The sequence below is a fragment of the Gracilimonas sp. genome, from assembly GCF_014762685.1.
Lineage (GTDB): Bacteria > Bacteroidota > Rhodothermia > Balneolales > Balneolaceae > Gracilimonas.
Genome location: NZ_JABURM010000006.1, coordinates 487,332 through 509,150, shown reverse-complemented (window position 1 = coordinate 509,150; position 21,819 = coordinate 487,332). Strand labels below are relative to the sequence as shown.

The following is a 21,819-nucleotide window of genomic DNA, read 5'->3' as shown; positions in this document are numbered from 1 at the left end:
TTCACCCTATCAACTTTAATTATGAATAAAACAGCTATCGTAATAGGGGCAACCGGGTTAGTAGGCTCCCATGTGTTGAACCTCCTGCTTCAGGATGAGCGCTATCAAACAGTGAAAGTTTTTCATCGGCGAAGTACAGGAATTAACCATCCCAAACTAAAGGAACACCTAGTAGATTTTAAAAACCTGGATTTCTGGAGATCACAGCTTACCGGTGATGAATTATATTCCGCTTTGGGAACCACCATTAAAAAAGCCGGAAGTCAGGAAGCCCAATACACTGTCGATTTCACTTACCAATATGAAACGGCAAAAGCTGCAGCAGAAAATGGGGTCTCTAAATTTGCACTCGTTTCTTCGGCCGGAGCCAACCCGAAATCCCGGGCATTTTATCCCAAATTGAAAGGGGAATTGGATCAAGCTGTTAAAGAATTACCATTTGAAGTAATCACCATTTTACGCCCTTCTTTCTTAGAAGGAGATCGAAGCGAAAACAGGCTAGGTGAGACGGTCGGCATTATTCTCGCCAAAATGTTTACCAAAATTCCGGGACTTAAAAAGTACCGTCCCATTTTTGCTGAAACTGTGGCCGAGGGAATGATCAATTCTCTTCAAAAATGCCCGCCCGGATATCATATTTTCGAACTGGATGAGATTTTTTATTTGTAAGCCTGTTTGGTTAATATCTGACTCAACATTTTAAATCGGATTACCCCATGAAAAAACCGTTATTGCTCTTCTTAATTTCACTTATCTCTTTAACCACATACGCCCAGGACCTTAAGCAAATCATCGATCAGAAAGCTGATGAAATTGAAGAACAGGTCATCGAGTGGCGCCGCCACTTTCACGAAAATCCCGAGCTTTCGAACAGAGAATTTGAGACCGCATCCTACATAGCAGAATACCTGAATGAATTAGGATTGGAAGTTGAAACCGAAGTTGCTCACACCGGAGTTGTCGCTCTTTTGAAAGGAGGAAAACCCGGGCCTGTAATCGGTTTGCGTGCGGATATTGACGCCCTCCCCGTTACAGAGCGCACAGATGTTCCCTTTAAATCGGTAGCAACCGGAATGTATCAGGGAAAAGAAGTTGGAGTGATGCATGCTTGCGGGCACGATACCCACATCGCCATGATGATGGGCGTTGCAAAGATCTTAACAGACATGAAAGATGAGATCAAGGGAACCATTAAGTTTATTTTTCAGCCTGCTGAAGAAGGAGCCCCTCAAGGCGAAGAAGGCGGTGCCGAATTGATGGTGAAAGAAGGAGTACTCGAAAACCCGGATGTAGATGCTATCTTCGGGCTCCATATTTGGGACAGCACGCCCGTTGGAACCATCGGGTATCGCTCAGAAGGCATTATGGCCAGCGTAAACAGTTTCAGCCTTGAGATCACCGGGAAGCAAGCTCATGGCTCTGCCCCCTGGGCCGGCATTGACCCAATTGTTACGGCGGCACAGATCATCAACAACGCCCAGACCATCGTCAGCCGAAGTATGCCTTTGACCAAACAGGCTGCCGTAGTCACCTTTGGTAAAATTGAGGGTGGAGTTCGCCATAATATCATCCCCGAAAAAGTAGAAATGGAGGGAACCATCCGGGCACTCGATGAAGACATGCGTCAGCTTATTTTTAAGCGACTCGAGACTATTGTTCAAAACACCGCTGAAAGTAACGGCGCCACAGCTAACCTTACCATCAACAAAGGCTATCCCATCACCTACAACGACCCGGATTTAACTGCTCAAATGGCTCCTACTCTGGACCGGGTAACTAATGGCAATGCTGAAATCATGGATGCTGTAACCGGAGCTGAGGACTTTTCTTTCTTCCAGGAAAAAGTCCCCGGACTTTATTTTTTCCTGGGCGGGAAAGAAGAAGGCAGGGAAGCAGCCGGACATCACACTCCTGACTTTTACATTGATGAAAGCGCCATGAAGCTGGGTGTTCGAGCTATGAGCAACCTGGTCATTGATTATATGAACTCAGCCGGAAACTAAATCTCAACAACGTCAGAAAACCTAGTCATGAAGAAGTTTTTATCCCTTACACTGCTTTTACTTTTCAGCTGTAACCTTTTTGCTCAACAGCTTTCAGATACGGAAAAGAATATCCTTGAACGTATTGATGCCAATCATGCCGATGCTCTTCAATTCCTGGAAACCAATGTAAACATCAACAGCGGTACGCTGAATTTTGAAGGCGTTAAAAAAGTCGGAGAAAACTATATAAAGGCATTCAATGAACTTGGTTTTGAAACCCGATGGATTCCCCAAGATGAAGTAAATCGGGCCGGACACTTTTTCGCTGAACAAAAGGGAAACTCCGGAAAAAAGCTGTTGCTTATCGGTCACCTTGATACTGTTTTTGAGCCGGACAGTCCGTTTCAGGAATTTGAAATGCTGAATGATTCTGTGGCCACAGGTCCCGGAGTAAATGACATGAAAGCCGGAAATGTCATGATCTTCTATGCCTTAAAAGCGTTAAAGGAAGCCAATGCCATCCCCGATGCTCAGATCATTGTTGCCTTCACCGGTGATGAAGAAAAAGCCGGAAGCCCCACTTCCATAAGCCGAAAAGACCTGGTTGATGCAGCCAGGCGAAGTGACGTCGCGCTCGGTTTTGAAACCGCCTCGGGATTCAGCTACGCCACGGTTGCCCGACGAGCTTCCTTTTCATGGAAGCTTGAAGTAGAAGGTAGACAGGCTCACTCCTCAGGAATTTTCAGTGATTACACCGGAGCAGGTTCCGTTTATGAAACCTCCCGAATTCTGAATCGCTTTTATGAGGAACTCCGGGAAGAAAACCTCACCTATAATGTGGGCGTTATTTTGGGTGGAAATGAGGTCGATTATGATGAAGAAAATATTCGCGGGTCCGTAAGTGGCAAGACCAACATTGTCCCCAAAAAAACCCTCGCGCATGGTGGGATCCGATTTTTAACTACAGAACAAGGCGACCGGGCCTTTGCCAAAATGCGAGAAATTGTATCTGATCACCTGCCCCGAACTTCGGCTGAGCTTACTATCTATGAAGGCTATCCACCCATGGAGCCTACCGATGGAAATATGGAATTGCTCTCTGTACTAAGTGAACTCAGTCAGGATCTGGGACTGGGTGAAGTTGAAGCCTACGATCCCGGAAGACGCGGTGCTGCAGATATCTCTTTTGTAGCTAACTATGTGGACGGCCTTGATGGACTCGGAGCCATGGGCAGCGGAGCTCACGGTCCAAACGAGACCATCAACCTAAAGACCTACAAAGAACTCACTAAACGAGCAGCTCTGTTGATCTACAGACTTACCCAATCTGAATAATCCATTTTAAACAATCTACTTCCCATGAGAAAAATTACGCTCTACTTCATTCCATTACTTTTCATCTGGATCGCCGGATGCAACACTCCCGACCCGGAAACACAACAAGACATCAGTGCGGCAGATGAAGTCGTACGATCCTATGTGGAAGATCATAACATCCCCGGAATGAGTGTCTCCGTTTATCGGGATGGAGAGATCATCTGGTCGAAAGGATATGGATATTTGAACCTTGAGGATCAGGTTCCCGTCGATCCTGCCTCAACCCTTTTTCGAATCGGAAGTGTTTCCAAAACATATACCGCAACCGGGGCAGGGCTACTTTTTCAAGATAAGAAATTAGATCCCGAACAACCGGTTCAAGCCTATGTCCCCGATTTCCCTGAGAAACAATATGAGATTACCGTTGAACAAGTAGCAGGTCATATTGCAGGAATTCGGCACTACAGAGGCGATGAGTTCATGAGTGATAAAAAGTATACCTCTATTACCGAAGGGCTCGAAATTTTTAAAGATGACACGCTGCTTTTTGAGCCGGAAACCGATTACTCCTATTCCAGTTATGGATGGAATTTAATAAGTGCTGTAATAGAGGGGGCCTCAGGTCAGAAGTTTTTACCTTTTATGGCAGATGAAGTATTTGGTCCCCTAAATATGACTAACACTATGCCCGATTATGCCGATCAGGACATTCCAAACCGCACGCTTTTTTATGTTTATAACGACAGTACCGATACCAATGAGGAGGCTCCTTACGTAGATAACAGCTACAAATGGGCCGGGGGCGGATTTTTGTCAACCACCGAAGACATGACTCAATTCGGGAAAGCTCACTTATCTGCAGGTTTTTTAGATCAAAAAACACTCGACCGGTTTATGGCTCCTTTGCAGACTTCTGATGGAGAATCGACCGGTTATGGGTTCGGATGGAGTACTATTATCGACTCGGAGGGAAATGAGTGGAAAGGCCATAGCGGAGGATCTGTAGGCGGAAGCACCATGTTTCTGCTGCATCCGGAAAACGAGGTTGTTATCGCATTTGCCATCAATCGCTCCGGAGCACCCATGGCAGACCTGCGAGATGAGCTGGCTAAGATCTTTATTGATTAAATTAATAAGTCCATTTCAAACTACTCATTAATCTAATATGTAAGCATTTACATAAGAAAAAGTCTTGGCTGATCTTTATTATCCATCTCGTTGGAATTAACTAAAGATCTTCATGAAAAAACTATTCTCACTCACTCTTGCACTTTTTCTTTTAGCGCCCGTTCTTCAGGCTCAAACACCTGAGGAGATTCAGGTTATTGACCCACCGTTTTGGTGGACCGAAATGCCGGTAAATGAACTGCAGCTTCAGCTTTATGGAGATAATTTAGGTTTATACCGAGCAAGTACTGATCACCCCGGGGTAAAGATAACCAAACAGCTTGCGGTAGATTCTCCCAACTATCTCTTTCTCTATTTCGATATTTCGGATGAGGCTGAGGCCGGTGAAATGGAAATCGTGCTCATCCATCACAACAAGGAGATTGTATTTAATTATGAGCTAAAAACCCGAGAATCTATGAAAGGCCGGAATAATGGCTTTGATCCTTCCGATGTGATATACCTCATGATGCCCGACCGCTTTGCCAACGGAGATCCTTCCAACGATACCGTAGAGGGCATGATCGAATCGGCAGACCGCTCAGACCCTCGGCGCCGACAAGGGGGAGATATTCAGGGTGTGATGGATCATCTGGATTACATTGAAGATCTCGGCATGACCGCCATCTGGTTCACCCCCATGTTCGAAAATGATATGAGCGTGGAGTACGGAGCCTATCACGGGTATGCGGCTACTGATCTCTACAAAGTGGATCGCCGTTTTGGCTCCAATGAATTGTATAAGGAGCTGGTTTCCAAAGTTCAGGAACGCAATATGAAGGTGATCATGGATATGATCCACAACCACATTGGTGATAATCACTGGTGGATGGATGACCTGCCCACGAACGACTGGGTGTTTGATTATGAGGAAGTGGGGCAAACCAATTATCGAGGGGTAACCGCCTCCGACCCATATGCTTCGAAATATGATTCCGTAAAGCTTACTTCCGGCTGGTTTGTACCGGAAATGCCCGACCTGAATCAAAACAATGAACTGCTGGCTGATTACCTCATTCAAAATACACTCTGGTGGATCGAGTATTCCGGGGTTGACGGCATCCGCATGGATACCTACGTCTATCCCGACAAAGACTATATGGCGCGCTGGGCGAAAGAAGTGCTCGAGGCCTATCCTGATTTCAACATTGTGGGAGAATCCTGGGTAGAAAATGTTCCTGCTGAAGCTTACTGGCAATACGACAAAGCCGGAGTAGATGACGGCTACCAGTCTCACTTACCGAGTCTCACCGACTTTCAATTCGCTTTTGCTGCCCGGGATGCTTTCAATGAGGAATTTGGCTGGACCACCGGACTGAGTCAGCTGTATTACGTGCTCTCTCAAGACTTCCTCTATTCCGATCCTATGGGAAATATCATTTTCCTGGATAACCATGATATGAGCCGCTATTTCGAGCACATCGGCAAAGACGAAGATTATTTCAAAATGGCATATGCATTTTTGATGACCACACGAGGAATCCCACAGGTTTATTACGGAACGGAACTGATGATGGAGCATGAATACCGGGGCGGAGATGATGAAGCCTGGCGGCAAACCATGCCCGGCGGCTGGCCCGATGACGACCGCAGCGTGTTCACCGAAGAAGGCCGCACTGACAAAGAAAATGAGATCATGGAATACGTAACCAAACTCACCCAATGGCGAAAAAATGCTATTGCCACACACGAAGGCAAATTGGTGCATTTTATCCCTGAAAATAATACCTACGTCTATTTCCGCGTCCACGAAGACCAAACCATTATGGTGGCCATGAATGCGAATGAGGAAGCTGTTTCGTTAGATAGAAATCGTTTTGCTGAGATCCTGGATGATTTTGAGATTGGGATTGATGTGATTTCCGATGAGCAGATAGATGTGTCAGATGATATAGAGGTGCCTGGAAAAATAGCGGTAATTTGGGAGTTAAAATAACCCGTTTAACCTCGTTCCCAACCTCCCGGTTGGGAATACCTGCCGGGACCTCCCGGTCCCAGTGTACAACAATGAGCTGATCAGCAAAATAAAGCTTTCAAATCCTTAGTCAGCTTTAGCTCTTTTTTCGCAGCCGGTAGCTTTTGTTTCTTTTGTCGGTACAAAAGAAAAGTAAAAGTAGCAGCAGTTTACCTTATATAAGATTTGGATAAAATACGCGTCGACTCATTGTATCAAGCTTAATTCAAACACAAACGACTCAGCGAGTTGATCTACGTTTCACCCCTCACTCTCCACTACAAACTTCACTCAAAAGGCCGTATCTTTAAGGCTTCAATAAAGCTGAACGAGATACTATGAGCACGGCCACTGCCGAAACACAAATTACCAAAGAGGCGAAAAAGAGGCGAACCTTCGCCATCATTTCGCACCCCGATGCGGGTAAAACCACTCTCACCGAGAAGCTATTGCTGTATGGCGGAGCCCTGCACGAGGCCGGATCGATCCGTGCCCGAAAGGCCACCCGGCACGCAGCCTCTGACTGGATGTCGATTGAGCAGGAACGCGGGATTTCTGTAACCTCCTCCGTGCTCCGGTTTGAAAAGGACGGCATCAAATACAACCTGCTGGACACCCCGGGTCACAAAGACTTTTCTGAAGATACCCTCCGAACCCTGGTAGCTGCCGACAGCGGTCTCATGGTGATTGATGTGGCTAAAGGCGTTGAGGAACAAACCGAGAAATTATTTGAAGTCTGTAAGCTGCGGAAAGTACCGGTCATTACTTTTGTGAACAAGTGCGACCGTCCCGGTATGGATCCGCTGGAAGTACTCAGCAACATTGAAAATAAGCTGGGCATAGAAGCCGTACCGGCCAGCTGGCCGATGGGTTACGGGCAGAAGTTCCAGGGCATCTATGATGTGATTGACAACAAAGTACACATGTATCAAAAAACGGATCACGGGGCTAAAAAAGCGGTGACTGAAATTTTGAGTGTGGAAGATGCCATCGCTGCCTCTTCGCTTTCAGATGCTGAAAAAGAAGCTTTCCAGGAAGAGGTGATGCTGATTGAAGACATGTACGAGAATATGAGCAAAGAAGATTATGCTACCGGAAAGGTTACACCTGTTTTCTTCGGTTCAGCCTTGCACAACTTTGGACTGGATGTCTTTCTGAATTATTTCCACCAGCTGGCTCCGCATCCCCAGCAGTATAAAACACCTAATGGAGTTGTTCGTGACCTAAATGACGGGTTTTCCGGGTTCATCTTTAAGATGCAGGCCAATATGAATCCCGACCACCGCGATTGCGCCGCCTTCATCCGTGTCGCTTCCGGTAAGTTTGAACGAGGGCAGCAGGTCACCATCGCATCTACCGGCAAGAAAGTAAAAATGTCAACTCCCCATACGTTAATGGGCGATGATCGCCAGCTTATGGAGGAAGCCTATCCCGGTGATATCGTATCTATTTTTAATCCCGGTTCATTCCGTATCGGCACCACCATTTATGAAAAAAATGAGGTGGATTTTGACGTAATTCCGCTTTTTACTCCCGAACATTTTCAGAAAGTAGCTACCAAAGACCCTTTCAAGAGAAAGCAGCTGCGCGAAGGGTTAAAACAGCTTTCGGAAGAAGGGGTAGTTCACGTATTTGAAGTGCCGAATGGAGTTGGAAACGAACTTCTGTTAGGAACCGTAGGTGTACTTCAATTTGAAGTGGTGGAACACCGCATGCTCACTGAATATGGCGTTGAGCTTATAAAAACTCCCGTTTCTTATTACTGCGCCCGATGGCTGCCTAATGACCGTGATGACATCACCGACAAACTGGAAGCCAGTTACTCCACCCATGTAACCAAAGACATGGAAGAAAACCCGATCGTCCTTTTTGATTCTATGTATGCTTTAAATCAAGGAGAAGAAAAAGTCGGTAAGGAAAACCTTTTCAAGTTCAAGCAAGGGTAAGGACTTCCAACACCGAATAATGAACGTTTCATATAGAACTGTTAGCTTTTAAAGCACTTTTTTCTTTTGCATTAGCTTGATCAGACGTTCATTTGTATTCACTCTTTTTTTGTTTAGATCAGCTATAGAATCGATGTTCTCAATGAAATTGGTATACTCAGAAGGGAAACCCAGAAACCGACTGCCTTGAGCCACCAATTGCTTATACCAGTGAAAAGGCTGACAGGTATAATCCACGTACTCACGCATTCCCTGATAAGTGAAACAGGTTATCTCTTCTCCTTTCTCCAACTCCACTTCAACTATCAATTTATTGTAGCCAAATCCTAACGATTCAAATTTATCGAGCAGTTTTTCCTGACTTTTGGATAGCTCATACATAGCTCCCAATACATATTTGCTGCGCTCAGAAGAACTTTCAATCGTTGCTTTTCCGGAACCATCACTCCCGGTTTTATGAAAGTGTATTTCCGTGTAGCTTAACTTTCCGATTCCATGGAAATCCACTTTTCCCAACCGGTCTTCCAGTCGGATGGGGTGAAGGTTTGATCCATAAGCAAAATAAAGATTCTTTTTTTTATACTTTTTGCTCAACGGCACGGATATCTATTTTCCTCCGTTAGCCTGAAGGTCCGCTATACAATTGGCATCCAATTCAGCCACACTCTCATCAAAGAATTGAGAGATCAAGTCGGATCGCTCCATGGCGTAATACATCAGGCAATTCTCATTATCGCAATGATGGCCATTTTCTTCGTCTTGGTGATCGGTTTGCATATCGGTTCCTGACCCATCAATATTTACCAACCCAAATAAATGGCCAAACTCATGCCGAAAAGATGTAGACTCTACCTGATAGCGTGATGGTGCACCAAAACCACTGGTTGCATCATCATAAGCCACACCGAAAAAAGCATTAGAAGTATTGTAATATGCAATCCCCAACACATTACTTTGCGAATATCTGCCATCCAGTATAATCATGTAAGCAGTCAAAGTTTCTCCCTCACTAAATTGATCACGATGCTGGCTTTCTAAATCTCGAACTTGATTGGCTGTATATGCATTCTGATCTCCGGAAGGAATTTCAGTCGGCTCTAAAATAGTAACCGATGTTTTGTTTAGCCTTTGTTCCAAAAATGCCTGTAAACTATCCAAAGCCCGTTCATTGGGAGGATAATTGGGCATGTAATCTATTTCTATTACCAACTCTGTGAAATCAGAATCAGAAAGAAAGGCATTTGCAGAAATACCCGGATTTCGGGTATGAGAAAATTCATCTTCACCATTTTCATTTCCCGGATCAGATGGATTCTCAAAACAACTGACTGTGGCAAAAATCAGGGTCAGAATAAATGTGCAATAAATAACAAACTGCTTTGATAGCTTCATATAAAAGAATGTTTTTTTGATCTTTTCTAATTTAATGACTTTTCGGAAACTTATGTTCCATAAACTCTCAATACAAGCCTTTCTAACAATGCTACTACCTCTTTATTATCTAAGTTTTATGCTATTGCATTTTTGTATATGAGAATATATGTGTAATTTATGTTATGGAATCAAATTATCCTTGTCGCAAAATTATCCATATTGATATGGATGCTTTTTTTGCTGCTGTAGAGCAGCGGGATAATCCTGAATTGCAAGGAAAACCGGTGATTGTGGGAGGCTCCCCAAATGGCCGCGGAGTCGTATCAACTGCAAGCTATGAAGCTCGAAAATTTGGAGTTCATTCAGCGATGCCCGCATCCCAGGCTGCACGACTATGTCCGCAAGGTATTTTCGTCAAATCTCATTTCGATGCTTATAAAAAAGCTTCTCAGCAAATTCGTGAGATCTTTTTTGAATACACGGATTTAGTAGAGCCGCTTTCCTTAGATGAGGCTTTCCTCGATGTCACTGAAAATCATAAGAATATCCCGTCCGCCACGCTGATTGCTAAAGAGATCAGGGAACGGATATATGAAACAACCAAGCTGACGGCATCCGCTGGTATTGCCCATAATAAGTTCTTGGCTAAAGTAGCTTCAGATATCAACAAACCTGACGGAATGACGCTCATCCCCCCTGAAAAAGCAGAAGCATTTTTGGAAGAGCTGGAAATCAGTAAATTTTATGGGGTTGGGAAGGCAACGCAAAAAAAGATGCATGCGGTAGGTATCAAAACCGGGGCAGATTTAAAGAAATGGACTGAAATTGATTTAGTAAAAGCTTTCGGTAAATCCGGAAGATTTTATTATCGGATTGTCCGGGGGATTGATCACCGGGAAGTAAAACCACACCGGGTTCGAAAATCGTATGGCAAAGAGCGTACGTTTTCCGATGACATTGAGAGCCTGGAATGGATTTATAATTTCTTAGATGAACTTGCTCAAACCATTGCCGAAGGGATGAAGAAAATAAACGCTGCAGGCAAAACCATCACCCTGAAAGTTCGTTATAAAAATTTTGAGACTATTACCCGAAGCTCCTCCCTGCCACATTACACCAATCGATATACTGATATCACTGAAACCGTCCGAACATTACTGGAAGAAACAGACGTTGGAAATCGCTCCGTTCGTTTATTGGGGATTACGTTGTCTAATCTAAATCTGAATGAGGAGACAGTTTGGGAGCAGTTGGAGCTTTCGTTTTTGTGATGAAGTGACAAGTGATAAAGTAAATTTTTCAAACAATATGAGCTTTTCTTCTGTCGGAAATCATATTCAACAACAGTTTTATGATTTTTGTGATCAGGCTAATTCTTTGTTCAGCTAATTCAGGAGTGAGGATATGACGACTTTTAAAATACCATCCGCGTGCTTCACGTGCTGAACCAAATGCAATCTCGTAAAATCGTGCTTTTTCCTTATTTGAGATTCGGGAATAACCTTCAGAAATATTAGCACTTATTGAGCCGGAAGACCTAATCAACTGATCAGCCATGGAGAAATACTTCTCTTGTAAAATTTTTTGTGTATCAAACCAACATATATCTGCCAGATATAGTGAAAGTCGATATGCTTCAACTTTCCATAAAACATCATTTTTAATGTCTGGATGCACTTCTTTTTCCCAATCTTTTAAATTCATACAAGCTCCTTTTTACTCTAGTAAGAGCCTCCAAATTCGAATTCCTTACAAAAAATTCTTTAAAACCTACTTTATCACTCGTCACTTCATCACTTTATCCATACATAACTATCATTTTACCGAGATTATCGTGAATTTCCCCGCATACCATTCAACAATAAGAAATTGACATACAATGAGTGACGGTTACGGATTATTAAAAGGAAAAAAAGGAATTATTTTCGGAGCATTGGATGAGCGCAGCATAGCCTGGCGAATTGCCCTCGCCTGTAAACGCGAGGGGGCTGACTTTGTGCTTTCAAACGCGCCCATTGCATTGCGTCTTGGAACATTAGATGCTCTTGGAGAAGAAACAAATGCTCCCATCATTCCCTGTGATGTTTCAAATGATGACGATGTTGCAGAGCTTATGGCTAAAACAAAAGAGCACTTAGGCGGTATTGATTTCATACTTCATGCCATCGGGATGTCTCCCAATATCCGCAAGAAAAAAGAATACACTGACCTAAACTACAATTGGCTTCAGCAGACGCTGGACATATCCGCTATTTCTCTGCACCGCGTTCTTCATCACGCAGAGAAAGCAGAAATTTTGAATGATGGCGGGAGCGTTGTAGCACTTTCATACATAGGGGCACAACGTATTTTTTCCAAGTATTCGGACATGAACGATGCCAAAGCTTTGCTGGAGAGTATTGCCCGCAATTACGGAAGTCGCTTAGCCAAACGAGGCATTCGTGTGAATACCGTTTCCCAAGCCCCGACTAAAACATCCGCCGGAACCGGGATTAAAGGTTTTGACGGAATGTATACTTTTGCCGATATGATTGCCCCCATGGGGAATCCTACGGCCGATGAATGTGCCGACTACTGTGTAACCCTGTTCTCGGACCTCACACGGAAAGTAACCATGCAAAACCTGTTCCACGATGGCGGTTTTGTAAACTCCGGTATTTCAGAAGAAATGATCAACGATCTTGCTAAAGTTTACGGCGACAAAGAAGACAACAAATAATATATGCCTGATATAATCCTCGGTATTGATCCCGGCTCCCGAAACACCGGTTACGCCCTGTTGACGGAAGAAAACGGAAAGCTGATCGCCTTAAGGTGTGATGTAATCCGTATGGCCGATATCGATGATCACGCCGAGCGACTGCAGGTTATATTTGATAAAATCTCTGCTATCATCCGCTCTAACAAACCAACTTCCTGTGCAGTAGAAACCCCTGTATATGGAGTTGACCCTATGGCAATGCTGAAACTGGGCCGGGCCCAGGCTGCTGCCATGTTGGCCATCACTAACAACGGACTTCCTGCAGTAGAATATTTTCCAAAAGTGGTAAAAAAGTCTATCACCGGAAATGGAAACGCCAGCAAGGAACAGGTTGCTTTTATGCTGAATAAAATGGTAACACTCCCCGACGAAAAATTATCGAATGATGCCACAGATGCTTTGGCGGTGGCTTGGTGCCATATGATGAAGGCTAAAGGAATCCCCGGTTCCTCCAAAAAGAAAACGCATCAGAATAATAAGAAGGGGGATTGGGCGAGTTTTGTGGCAGATAATCCTGATCGGGTGAAGGGGTTGTAATTTGAGATAATTACCGTAGGGGGCGTATCGCATACGCCTAAATTTGTTTGATTCAAACATCAGGGCGAATGCGATTCGCTCCTACAATAATAAATAACACATGATCGCATTTTTGAAAGGTTACATCGAAGAAAAGAAAGAAGGGCTAGTGCTCCTTGATGTGCAAGGCGTGGGTTACCGGGTTGAAATTTCTTCGATCACCCAAGAGCAATTGGAAAGTGCCGGCTCAGAAGTAAAGCTGCTGATTTATCATCACATCACCGACAGCGATCAGCGGTTGTTTGGGTTTTTCTCTTCGGATGAGAAGGCGTTGTTTGAGAAACTGATCACTGTAAAAGGCGTTGGCCCCAAACTGGGACTTACCATCTTATCCGGCTTGCCGGCCGATCAGCTTATTGGTGCCATAACCGGTTCTGATTCCGCAGCACTTTCTAGGGTAAATGGAATCGGAAAGAAAACAGCGGAACGCATTATTGTAGAATTAAAAGATAAACTCGCAGAATATGCTGCATCGGCCGGCGTTTCCCCAACCGGCTCTAAAGACGCAGGAGTAACCGGTGAGGCTATATCTGCCTTAGAGTCGCTTGGCTTCAAAAAGAAAGAATCGGAACAAGCTGTGATGAGAGCTCTCAAAGAAACCGGAAGTGATAATGCATCGGCAGTTATTAAAAAAGCCCTGGCGAGTTTAAATAAATAGCATTCCCTGATTTAGAAATTTTGAAAAACTCCCCGGCTTTCCCCGGAGGGTAATCTTAGCCTAATTGACTCTTTGGCAATCAGTTTTAGATCGCTATAATATCTGTTGTTATCTTCCCACACATTTCAGCACACCAATGCATACATAATGGCCGATAATTTTTTCGATTTACTGCAATTAAATCGGTTCCCTGGGAATTTTTATTTACGGAATGAAGGTCTTCAGTGACGGGCTGCAAAAGGTAGCAGGTAATAAACTGAGAGCTATTCTCAAAAGGATGACCACCACCCGACTCCGTGGGCTTTTTACCGGGTTTACTGCCACTACGATTACATAGTCATCGTCAACAACTACGGTAATGGTGGTTAGTTTTGTAAATGCCGGCCTTATCACCTTTGTAGAATCAACCGGGGTAATTATGGGGGCCAATATTGGAACCACAGTGACAGCTAATATTGCCGCAATTATTGGGAATGTTTATGCTAAAAGAGCCGCCCGGTTTCACTTTGTTTTCAATGTGTTTGGGGTAATATGGATGCTCATCCTTATGCAGCCATTTCTTATCGGCATAGACAATGTTATGGGATATTTTTTAACGGATGCCGATTCTGTTCTTCAAGCCACGGATCAAATCGGCAGGGCTAATGCAACGTTAGCGCTTTCTTTATTTCACACCACCTTTAATGTTATAAATGTATTGCTTCTTTTTGCTTTTGTGCCGCGCCTTGTTCGATTTGTTGAGAAATATCAGAAAGAAAAACCCGGGGCCGACAGCACTTATCGTTTGCAGTATATTTCATCAGGAATGATGTCTTCTCCCGAATTGTCTATTTCTCAAGCTCATAAAGAAGTGGAGCTTTTTGCCAAGTTGATCGAAAAATGCATTTCAGCATACAGGGACTCCTATTTAAAAAGCAGAATAAACAGGAACAGTTCCTAAAAAAGATCAAGAAGAGAGAAGAGATTACCGATACCATCGAGCTTGAAATAGCTGAATACTTAACAAAAATATCCAGCTATAATTTGACAGAAACAGCCACACGGCGTATTCGCGGGATCCACAGCATGATAAATGATCTTGAACGGATTGGTGATATCTATTACCAAATGTCAAAAACATTCGAACGAATGCAGAATGAAGGCACCATGTTAAACGAAGACTCAATGGAAGGGATTCGAAAAATGCTCAACTTAATCCATGAGGCCATACGCAACGTCCGGGATAATTTGGAAAAGGATAGTGAAAACATTGACCTTGAAAAAGCAATGGAAATTGAAAACGCTATCAATGACTATCAGGATAAATTACTGGAATATCATTACAATCAACTTGAGAATAAGGTGTATTCAAACTAAAGTAGGGTTTGTATTTCTTGATTACCTGAATCGCCTCGAAAAAATTTGGGGATCACTTGTTTAATGTAAACGAAGCCATTGCCGGGGTGAAGGTAAAAGCCGCATACGAAAAAGTGGTCGAAGAAAGAGGGTAATTAAAGTGAATGAATGCCGGTGAATAATCTGTGATTACTTTATTTTTTTCTTTCTTCTTCTAACACAGAAATAAATTCTTTAGGGTTATCCGGAGAGATAACAACCGGCTCATCATTTGAGTTTTCAGCTTAATTCTTCCTATTCAATGTTCAGCACGCTGTGGTCTCCTACATCCACTTTTCCCTTCACATTTTTGAGTAAAGTATGGGCACCAATAGTAGATCCTGAAGTTTCCACATTTTCCAGGGTGGCGTTGTTGCGAATAATGCAGTTATCTAATTTAGAGTTTTTAATCACCGTGTTGGCTTCTATGCTTACTTTCGGGCCAATGGTGCTGTTTTTGATTTCTACTCCTTCCCCGATAAAAACAGGAGGTATGATTTTAGAGTCAGGATACTTGTAAACATCGATGTCATCAAACTCTTTTTCTGTTATAATGCCGGTGGTTTCGAGCCAGGCAGGTAAGGTTCCGCAGTCCAACCACTCGTCAACAGTAGCTGTTTTAAAGACTTTACCTTCTTTGATCATCATATCCAAAGCAGCAGTTAAGAAGTATTCTCCCCCCGGCCCTTTCATGTCTTTCTCAATTACCTCATTAATTTTCTCCTTAAGAGCATTTCCGCTCTTGAAATAATAAACCCCTATAATGGCTAAGTCTGAGATAAATTCTTCCGGTTTTTCTACAAATCCGGTGATTGTATCCCCTTCATATACCGCAACCCCAAAACGAGATGGATCTTCCACCTTTTTTAGCCAGATTACACTATCTGCCTCACCAAGATCAAAAGGTTTTTCACTGTCAAAAATAGTATCAGCAAAAGCAATTATTACTTCGCCATCCAAATGCTCATTGGCGCAAGAAACAGCGTGGGCAGTTCCCAATGCCTCGGCCTGCACTTCAAAAATAGCTTTGGCATCATGCCGTTTGCTCATTTCACGGAGGGGTTGTTTGATATCTTCACCAAAATCAGGCCCGAGTATGTACACAATTTCATCAATTTTACGATCAAGTGTGCGGTTAAAGGTTTCCACAATGCGCTCAATAATCATAGTTCCTGCAACGGGCAAGAGCGGTTTGGGTACAGTATGCGAATGTGGACGAACACGAGTTCCTCGGCCGGCCATCGGGATAATTAATTTCATATATTTGTTTTCGATTTTTGAAACAATTTTGTTGAAGTGACGGTGAATATAGGAAGGTTATGAATCGATTTCGACTCTCTGCCTAATTCATACCTTCCTTATATTCCCCGGCGGCTATTAACCTTTTAACTAAACCTTACTAATTTGAGTTGGTATTACACGCTTCTTAATGTCGGCGCTATTCTTTTTTGTCTCGTATTTCTACGGTACACTTGGTATCGCATGCGCTTTTTTCTGCACTCTTATCAACAAGTTGGCTATAAAAACAACGAGTTCTGGCAGTGGATGAAAGCTCATTGGGACGAAAAAATCATTCCTTCCAACATTGCCCTAATCAACATTTTCATTTTTCTTTTACTTTGGTTTGATGAGTGGGTTTTTGAAACCATCACTTATACTTCCCTCAGTCTTGTTTTCTTTGTTTTTACCTTTTATTGGTTTGGCTCCGTTGCGCGATACCGTCCTAAAAAGGTAAAAAAACCCTTAATTTATACTTCACGGGTTAAACGACTGCTGGTTCCGTTTGTAACTTTATCTTCTCTTTTCCCCGGCTTGTTCACTTATATGAGTTTCACAGGAACCCTCCCATTTTTAAACCTTCCTCTCCCGAATCATTTTACAGGACTCCTTTCTTTTGATTTATTAATGCTGCTGATCGGATGGGGGTTTGGAGCCGCATTTATTCCTTTTTATCTCCTTTTAGCAGGCCTGACTACCAAACCAGTTGAAAAATACATTCAAAAAGGATTTAAGAAACAAGCCCGGGCAAAGCTGGCTTCTATGCCGGATCTAAAGGTAATAGCCATCACCGGAAGCTATGGAAAAACCAGCACTAAATTTATGATCCGGGATTTACTGAAAGAGCGTTACAGCGTATGCTCAACACCCGGCAGCTATAATACTCCAATGGGAATTTGCAAAGTAATTAACAACGACCTGCAATCTCACCATCAAATCCTGATCCTGGAAATGGGGGCTCGGTATAAAGGAAACATTCAGGAGTTATGCGATATAGCGAAACCTGATATCGCAGTAATTACAAATGTTGGGGTTGCTCACTTAGAAACATTCGGCTCACAAGATGTAATTGCCAAAGAAAAAGGCACCTTAGTGGATAACCTGGCGGAGGGTGATGTTGCTGTCTTAAATGCAGATGATAGTCGGGTTGCTAAAATGGGAGCCGGTCGGCCTGAAATTTCCCGCATTTTAGCAGGACTGGAACACGGTGAAATTCGCGGAAGCTCCATTTCTTACGGCACTTCAGGTATGGAATTTGATGTTCAGGCAGGAGATTACAAAGAGCACTTCCAAACGAAGCTCTTGGGCGCTCATAATGTGCAGAATTTATTGCTGGCGGTGGGAGTAGCCAGCCATTTTGGGATTCGCCTGAAGACCATGGCTATAGCCGCGGCAAATATTAAACCTATTGAACATCGCCTTGAATTGAAACAACAGGGGGATATTTTTGTAATTGACGATGCCTTCAACTCTAATCCTGTTGGGGCTAAAAATGCCGTTGAAATTCTTTCACAATTTAACTCCGGGCAGCGCATAATTATCACTCCGGGCATGATAGAATTAGGAGAAATTGAAGCTGAAGAAAACTATAAATTTGGAGAAACCATAGCTAAAGCCAACCTGGATTTTGTTGTGTTGGTTGGTGAGGAAAGGGTGCAACCTATCTTGGAGGGAATTAAATCAAAAGACTCTGCTTCTTTAAATGTCCGGGTCGTCAATTCTTTGTTTGAAGCCAATGAACTGGTTCAAAAACATGCGCGCCCCGGAGATATCATTCTCTACGAAAACGATCTCCCGGATGTATATAATGAGTAAGTAATTTTAAATTATTGAATGCTAAATGTTAAATGAGTCCATTATTTAACATTTAAAACTCAACATTATACATTATCTCATTCATATCGAACGGCATCTGCCGGCTGAACTTGAGCGGCCCGATGTGCAGGATACCAACTGGCCAATACGCAAAGCAGTAAGCTGGCTGTTAAAATTATCGTCACGTCAACCGGACTTATTTGCACCGGATAGGCATCAATAATAAACGCGGATGAAAGCTTAACCAATCCAAATTTCATCTGTGCCCAGCTTAACAATAAGCCGAGGGTTCCTCCAATACCGCAGCCAATTAATCCAATATATAACCCTTGCTTCCTAAAAATAGACTTGATGCCTTTTTTACTGTATCCCATCGACATCAAAATCCCAATATCTCGCTGTTTTTGAATTACAATCATTGTCAATGATCCTATGATATTCAGCACGGCGACAATTACTATAAGAATTAAAACCACAAAGGAACCCCATTTCTCCAGGTACATGACATCGTATAAAGGTTTCTGAAGATCATACCATGTAGAAATTTCGAAATCGTCTCCAAGTATTGTCGATAATTTCCCTTTTACCTGTTCCGCATCTTCATTATTGTGAAGTTTTATATCCATTCCTGTAATTCCATTTCGAACACGAAAAAGCCTTTTTGCGGCTTCAATATCCACAAATACTTTAGGTCCGCCGGCTACCTGTTGTAAAAAATATGCCCCGCGTAAGTCAAACCGATAGGTTTGGGGAACCGTTATTTGAGTAAGGGCATTTTTCATGCCTGCCGCGCTCAATAAGGCAATGTCATCTCCTATATTAAGTCTCAAGCGGTTTTTGAGTTCTTCATGAATGATAATACCCGGGGTTTTATCTCGTACTGAAACATCAAATACACCTGTTGTTACGCTTTTTTCAATGTCGACCAACTGAAAAAACAACTCCCGCTCTATACCTTTGACATCCACAACTTCATTCTGGATGCCCTCTAAAGCCAACAATGCCTTCCCTTCTACATAAGGAGATATAATTCGCACTTCTGGGAGTGAGCGTATTTGCTCCATTTTTTTCTCATTCTGTGCGAAGGTCTCAGCACCGGATGCTTCTATTCTTACATCAGGATCATAAGAAAGCAAGAAGCTTTTGATTACATCAAAAAAACCATTGAATACAGACAGAACCACAATGAGCAGGGCCGTACCGATAGTTATACCGGTAATACTAATAAAGGTAAGTGTGGAAATCAGCGATATATGTTTTCGGGAAAACAGATATCGCCTTGCAATAAATCCGGAATTATTCATAGACCCAAAATATATAATCAAGCAATTGAAAGCACTTTAAATGAACACATACATTTCATAAACTTTTAGTATCTTTATCGCCCTTTCTAATCCAATAACGGTGATGAGTTCTACACTTACAAAAGAAATTATTACTTCCCTGTCAGACGGATCACATGGTGATCCTTTTTCGGTTTTAGGACTGCATGAAGTTGACGTTGCCGATAAAACAAAATTAGTACTGCGGACTTTTCGCCCAGAAGCTAAATCTGTAACGGCCGTTATTGGTAAAAAGAAGTATGAACTGACTCAAATATCGGAAGAGGGCCTTTTTGAAAAAGTTTTTTCCAGGCGCAAAAATCGTTTTAATTATAAACTGGAAATTACTCCGCACAAAGGGAAAACATTTACTATCACCGATGCCTATCAATTTAATTCATTAATCAGTGATTTTGACCTTCAGCTTTGGGGGGAAGGGAATCACCATCAGGCTTATGAGTTTATGGGAGCCCATGAGCGAAGTATTAATGGGGTTGACGGAACCCATTTCGTGGTAACTGCTCCCGAAGCTACACGAGTCAGTGTAATTGGCGAATTTAACGGCTGGGATGGTCGTGTCCACCGAATGCGTAAATTTCACGATCAGGGAATTTGGGAGCTTTTTATTCCACATGTCAGGAGCGGAGATTATTATAAATATGAAATTAAATCCCCTGTTCAAGATCCGCCGCTAAAAAAAGCCGACCCATTTGCTTTCTATTCAGAGTTACGCCCGGGGACAGCTTCAATTGTCTCTAACATTGAGAATTATTCCTGGAATGATGACAAATGGCTTAAATCTCGAGAGAAAAACCAAGGGTATAGTCAGCCAATCTCTATTTACGAAATACACCTGGGCTCGTGGCGCCGTAAAGTTGGAAAAGAACCCGGATTCTTAACTTACAGAGAAACGGCAGACCAACTCGTTCCATACTTGAAAGATCTTGGATATACCCATGTTGAGCTGATGCCCATTGCAGAGCATCCTTATGATCCTTCCTGGGGGTATCAGATCACCGGTTACTTTGCACCGACAAGCCGTTTTGGCACGCCTGAAGATTTCATGTATTTTGTTGATCAATGCCATCAGGCGGGTATTGGTGTTATTTTGGACTGGGTGCCCGCTCACTTTGCTAAAGACGATCATGGACTTCGCCGTTTTGATGGCACTGGCCTCTTTGAACATGACGATCCCCGAAAAGGTGAACATAAAGATTGGGGAACCTGCATTTTCAATTTCGGGAGAACGGAGGTGCAAAACTTCTTGATCTCAAATGCCATTTACTGGTGTGAAAAATTTCATATTGACGGCCTTCGGGTTGATGCAGTAGCTTCTATGCTTTATCTGGATTATTCCCGTGATGAAGGCGAATGGGTTCCCAATAAATATGGTGGACGAGAAAATATTGAGGCTATCGATTTCTTAAGGAGATTCAACGATTCTGTTCATCACCATTTTCCCGGCGTAATTACTTTTGCTGAAGAGTCCACTTCTTGGGGAGGAGTTTCCCGGCCTACTGAAACCGGGGGGTTGGGCTTTGACTTTAAATGGAATATGGGATGGATGAATGATACCCTCACATATATCGAAAAAGATCCTCTTTACCGAAAGTACCATCAGGATCAATTGACTTTTTCTTTGATATACGCATTCTCAGAACATTTTACACTTCCATTTTCTCACGATGAAGTTGTCCACATGAAGCAATCTATGCTTTCAAAAATGCCGGGCGACGATTGGCAAAAATTCGCAAACCTTCGTTTACTTTATTTATACATGTATGCCCACCCGGGCAAGAACCTGCTTTTTATGGGGAGTGAGTTTGGGCAATGGGCAGAGTGGAGTGAAGCACGATCCCTCGACTGGCATTTACTTGAGTGGGAAAAACATCAAGGACTTAAACTCTTGCTCAAAGATCTAAACAGACTTAATAAACAAGAGAAAGCCCTGCACGAAGTAGATTTTGATTGGCGCGGATTTGAGTGGATCGATATAAGCGATGCCGATAACAGCATTATTTCCTTTATCCGGAGAGCAAAAGACCCGGAAGATTTTATCGTTGTAATTTTGAATTTTACCCCCAAAGTGCATTATGGGTATAAAGTTGGTGTTCCTCACGCAGGGGAATATGAAGTGCTTATGAACAGCGACTCTGAATTTTATGGTGGCAGTAACGCCGGAGACAGTAAGATTCATGCAGAATGGGGGGAATGGCACAGCCAAAAAGCCAATATCGCAATAACAGTACCGCCATTAGCCGGTATAATCTTAAAACCAAAGAGTTAGACATT

The 21,819-nt window shown here is 43.0% G+C and carries 18 protein-coding genes and 1 pseudogene; 14 read left to right on the top strand and 5 right to left on the bottom strand.

Annotated features, from left to right (window positions below; translation table 11 throughout):
* Positions 1 to 21 precede the first annotated feature (21 nt).
* From HUJ22_RS11835 to HUJ22_RS11810, 6 genes are all read left to right on the top strand, one after another.
* The gene (locus tag HUJ22_RS11835) at positions 22 to 669 is read left to right on the top strand and encodes an NAD(P)H-binding protein (RefSeq protein WP_290877766.1); all 648 of its coding nucleotides are present in this window, start codon (positions 22 to 24) and stop codon (positions 667 to 669) included.
* Between the two features lie 47 nt (positions 670 to 716).
* The gene (locus HUJ22_RS11830) at positions 717 to 2,003 is read left to right on the top strand and encodes an amidohydrolase (RefSeq protein ID WP_290877764.1); all 1,287 of its coding nucleotides are present in this window, start codon (positions 717 to 719) and stop codon (positions 2,001 to 2,003) included.
* Positions 2,004 to 2,030: 27 nt separating this feature from the next.
* Positions 2,031 to 3,320, top strand: coding sequence for a M20/M25/M40 family metallo-hydrolase (locus tag HUJ22_RS11825; RefSeq protein WP_290877762.1), 1,290 nt, complete (start codon positions 2,031 to 2,033; stop codon positions 3,318 to 3,320).
* A 24-nt stretch (positions 3,321 to 3,344) separates the two neighbouring features.
* The gene (locus HUJ22_RS11820) at positions 3,345 to 4,430 is read left to right on the top strand and encodes a serine hydrolase domain-containing protein (protein ID WP_290877760.1); all 1,086 of its coding nucleotides are present in this window, start codon (positions 3,345 to 3,347) and stop codon (positions 4,428 to 4,430) included.
* Between the two features lie 112 nt (positions 4,431 to 4,542).
* A complete protein-coding gene (locus HUJ22_RS11815) occupies positions 4,543 to 6,405 on the top strand; it encodes a glycoside hydrolase family 13 protein (RefSeq protein WP_290877757.1) in 1,863 nt (620 codons plus the stop codon).
* Positions 6,406 to 6,761: 356 nt separating this feature from the next.
* Positions 6,762 to 8,369 carry a peptide chain release factor 3 gene (locus tag HUJ22_RS11810; RefSeq protein WP_290877753.1) on the top strand — a complete coding sequence of 536 codons (1,608 nt, stop codon included), beginning with the start codon at positions 6,762 to 6,764 and terminating at the stop codon, positions 8,367 to 8,369.
* A 48-nt stretch (positions 8,370 to 8,417) separates the two neighbouring features.
* Here HUJ22_RS11810 and HUJ22_RS11805 read toward each other — a convergent pair whose 3' ends face one another.
* Both HUJ22_RS11805 and HUJ22_RS11800 read right to left on the bottom strand, forming a co-directional pair.
* Positions 8,418 to 8,963: a gamma-glutamylcyclotransferase family protein gene (locus HUJ22_RS11805; protein ID WP_290877750.1), complete on the bottom strand. Its 546-nt coding sequence runs from the start codon at positions 8,961 to 8,963 to the stop codon at positions 8,418 to 8,420.
* A gap of 12 nt (positions 8,964 to 8,975) precedes the next feature.
* Positions 8,976 to 9,761 (bottom strand): hypothetical protein, encoded by a 786-nt coding sequence (locus tag HUJ22_RS11800; RefSeq protein ID WP_290877746.1) that lies wholly within the window; start codon positions 9,759 to 9,761, stop codon positions 8,976 to 8,978.
* Between the two features lie 164 nt (positions 9,762 to 9,925).
* Between HUJ22_RS11800 and dinB the strand changes: the two genes are divergently transcribed.
* Positions 9,926 to 11,014 (top strand): DNA polymerase IV, encoded by a 1,089-nt coding sequence (gene dinB / locus HUJ22_RS11795; RefSeq protein WP_290877743.1) that lies wholly within the window; start codon positions 9,926 to 9,928, stop codon positions 11,012 to 11,014.
* A gap of 28 nt (positions 11,015 to 11,042) precedes the next feature.
* On the opposite strand, the gene HUJ22_RS11790 is transcribed toward dinB, so the two are convergent.
* Positions 11,043 to 11,447, bottom strand: a complete 405-nt coding sequence (locus tag HUJ22_RS11790) for a four helix bundle protein (RefSeq protein ID WP_290877741.1) — start codon at positions 11,445 to 11,447, stop codon at positions 11,043 to 11,045.
* A gap of 175 nt (positions 11,448 to 11,622) precedes the next feature.
* Here HUJ22_RS11790 and HUJ22_RS11785 point away from each other — a divergent pair, with 175 nt between their 5' ends.
* From HUJ22_RS11785 to HUJ22_RS11765, 5 genes and pseudogenes are all read left to right on the top strand, one after another.
* Entirely contained in the window at positions 11,623 to 12,462 is an 840-nt protein-coding gene (locus HUJ22_RS11785; protein WP_290877738.1) for an enoyl-ACP reductase, read from the top strand.
* Between the two features lie 3 nt (positions 12,463 to 12,465).
* Complete coding sequence (ruvC, locus tag HUJ22_RS11780; protein ID WP_290877736.1) at positions 12,466 to 13,041, top strand: crossover junction endodeoxyribonuclease RuvC; 576 nt, start codon at positions 12,466 to 12,468, stop codon at positions 13,039 to 13,041.
* Between the two features lie 100 nt (positions 13,042 to 13,141).
* Positions 13,142 to 13,738, top strand: a complete 597-nt coding sequence (gene ruvA / locus HUJ22_RS11775; protein WP_290877734.1) for a Holliday junction branch migration protein RuvA — start codon at positions 13,142 to 13,144, stop codon at positions 13,736 to 13,738.
* A gap of 211 nt (positions 13,739 to 13,949) precedes the next feature.
* Positions 13,950 to 14,678: pseudogene (locus tag HUJ22_RS11770) on the top strand (Na/Pi symporter).
* Positions 14,618 to 15,094: a PhoU domain-containing protein gene (locus tag HUJ22_RS11765; protein WP_290877732.1), complete on the top strand. Its 477-nt coding sequence runs from the start codon at positions 14,618 to 14,620 to the stop codon at positions 15,092 to 15,094. Before HUJ22_RS11770 ends, HUJ22_RS11765 begins: the two are co-directional and overlap by 61 nt.
* A 273-nt stretch (positions 15,095 to 15,367) precedes the next feature.
* Here HUJ22_RS11765 and HUJ22_RS11760 read toward each other — a convergent pair whose 3' ends face one another.
* Complete coding sequence (locus tag HUJ22_RS11760) at positions 15,368 to 16,372, bottom strand: sugar phosphate nucleotidyltransferase (RefSeq protein WP_290877729.1); 1,005 nt, start codon at positions 16,370 to 16,372, stop codon at positions 15,368 to 15,370.
* A gap of 222 nt (positions 16,373 to 16,594) precedes the next feature.
* On the opposite strand from HUJ22_RS11760, the gene murF reads away from it, so the two are divergent.
* Entirely contained in the window at positions 16,595 to 18,205 is a 1,611-nt protein-coding gene (gene murF, locus HUJ22_RS11755) for a UDP-N-acetylmuramoyl-tripeptide--D-alanyl-D-alanine ligase (RefSeq protein ID WP_290877726.1), read from the top strand.
* 77 nt (positions 18,206 to 18,282) lie between these two features.
* Here murF and HUJ22_RS11750 read toward each other — a convergent pair whose 3' ends face one another.
* Entirely contained in the window at positions 18,283 to 19,509 is a 1,227-nt protein-coding gene (locus HUJ22_RS11750; RefSeq protein WP_290877723.1) for an FtsX-like permease family protein, read from the bottom strand.
* Between the two features lie 103 nt (positions 19,510 to 19,612).
* On the opposite strand from HUJ22_RS11750, the gene glgB reads away from it, so the two are divergent.
* A complete protein-coding gene (gene glgB, locus HUJ22_RS11745; protein WP_290877720.1) occupies positions 19,613 to 21,814 on the top strand; it encodes a 1,4-alpha-glucan branching protein GlgB in 2,202 nt (733 codons plus the stop codon).
* The last annotated feature ends 5 nt before the right edge of the window (positions 21,815 to 21,819 follow it).

What these genes read in the sequence shown, in the direction of transcription:
- HUJ22_RS11835 (WP_290877766.1), top strand. Translation starts at nt 22, where the DNA reads ATGAATAAAACAGCTATCGTAATAGGGGCAACCGGGTTAGTAGGCTCC.
- HUJ22_RS11830 (WP_290877764.1), top strand. Translation starts at nt 717, where the DNA reads ATGAAAAAACCGTTATTGCTCTTCTTAATTTCACTTATCTCTTTAACC.
- HUJ22_RS11825 (WP_290877762.1), top strand. Translation starts at nt 2,031, where the DNA reads ATGAAGAAGTTTTTATCCCTTACACTGCTTTTACTTTTCAGCTGTAAC.
- HUJ22_RS11820 (WP_290877760.1), top strand. Translation starts at nt 3,345, where the DNA reads ATGAGAAAAATTACGCTCTACTTCATTCCATTACTTTTCATCTGGATC.
- HUJ22_RS11815 (WP_290877757.1), top strand. Translation starts at nt 4,543, where the DNA reads ATGAAAAAACTATTCTCACTCACTCTTGCACTTTTTCTTTTAGCGCCC.
- HUJ22_RS11810 (WP_290877753.1), top strand. Translation starts at nt 6,762, where the DNA reads ATGAGCACGGCCACTGCCGAAACACAAATTACCAAAGAGGCGAAAAAG.
- HUJ22_RS11800 (WP_290877746.1), bottom strand. Translation starts at nt 9,761, where the DNA reads ATGAAGCTATCAAAGCAGTTTGTTATTTATTGCACATTTATTCTGACC.
- dinB (WP_290877743.1), top strand. Translation starts at nt 9,926, where the DNA reads ATGGAATCAAATTATCCTTGTCGCAAAATTATCCATATTGATATGGAT.
- HUJ22_RS11790 (WP_290877741.1), bottom strand. Translation starts at nt 11,447, where the DNA reads ATGAATTTAAAAGATTGGGAAAAAGAAGTGCATCCAGACATTAAAAAT.
- HUJ22_RS11785 (WP_290877738.1), top strand. Translation starts at nt 11,623, where the DNA reads ATGAGTGACGGTTACGGATTATTAAAAGGAAAAAAAGGAATTATTTTC.
- ruvC (WP_290877736.1), top strand. Translation starts at nt 12,466, where the DNA reads ATGCCTGATATAATCCTCGGTATTGATCCCGGCTCCCGAAACACCGGT.
- ruvA (WP_290877734.1), top strand. Translation starts at nt 13,142, where the DNA reads ATGATCGCATTTTTGAAAGGTTACATCGAAGAAAAGAAAGAAGGGCTA.
- HUJ22_RS11765 (WP_290877732.1), top strand. Translation starts at nt 14,618, where the DNA reads ATGCATTTCAGCATACAGGGACTCCTATTTAAAAAGCAGAATAAACAG.
- HUJ22_RS11760 (WP_290877729.1), bottom strand. Translation starts at nt 16,372, where the DNA reads ATGAAATTAATTATCCCGATGGCCGGCCGAGGAACTCGTGTTCGTCCA.
- murF (WP_290877726.1), top strand. Translation starts at nt 16,595, where the DNA reads ATGCGCTTTTTTCTGCACTCTTATCAACAAGTTGGCTATAAAAACAAC.
- HUJ22_RS11750 (WP_290877723.1), bottom strand. Translation starts at nt 19,509, where the DNA reads ATGAATAATTCCGGATTTATTGCAAGGCGATATCTGTTTTCCCGAAAA.
- glgB (WP_290877720.1), top strand. Translation starts at nt 19,613, where the DNA reads ATGAGTTCTACACTTACAAAAGAAATTATTACTTCCCTGTCAGACGGA.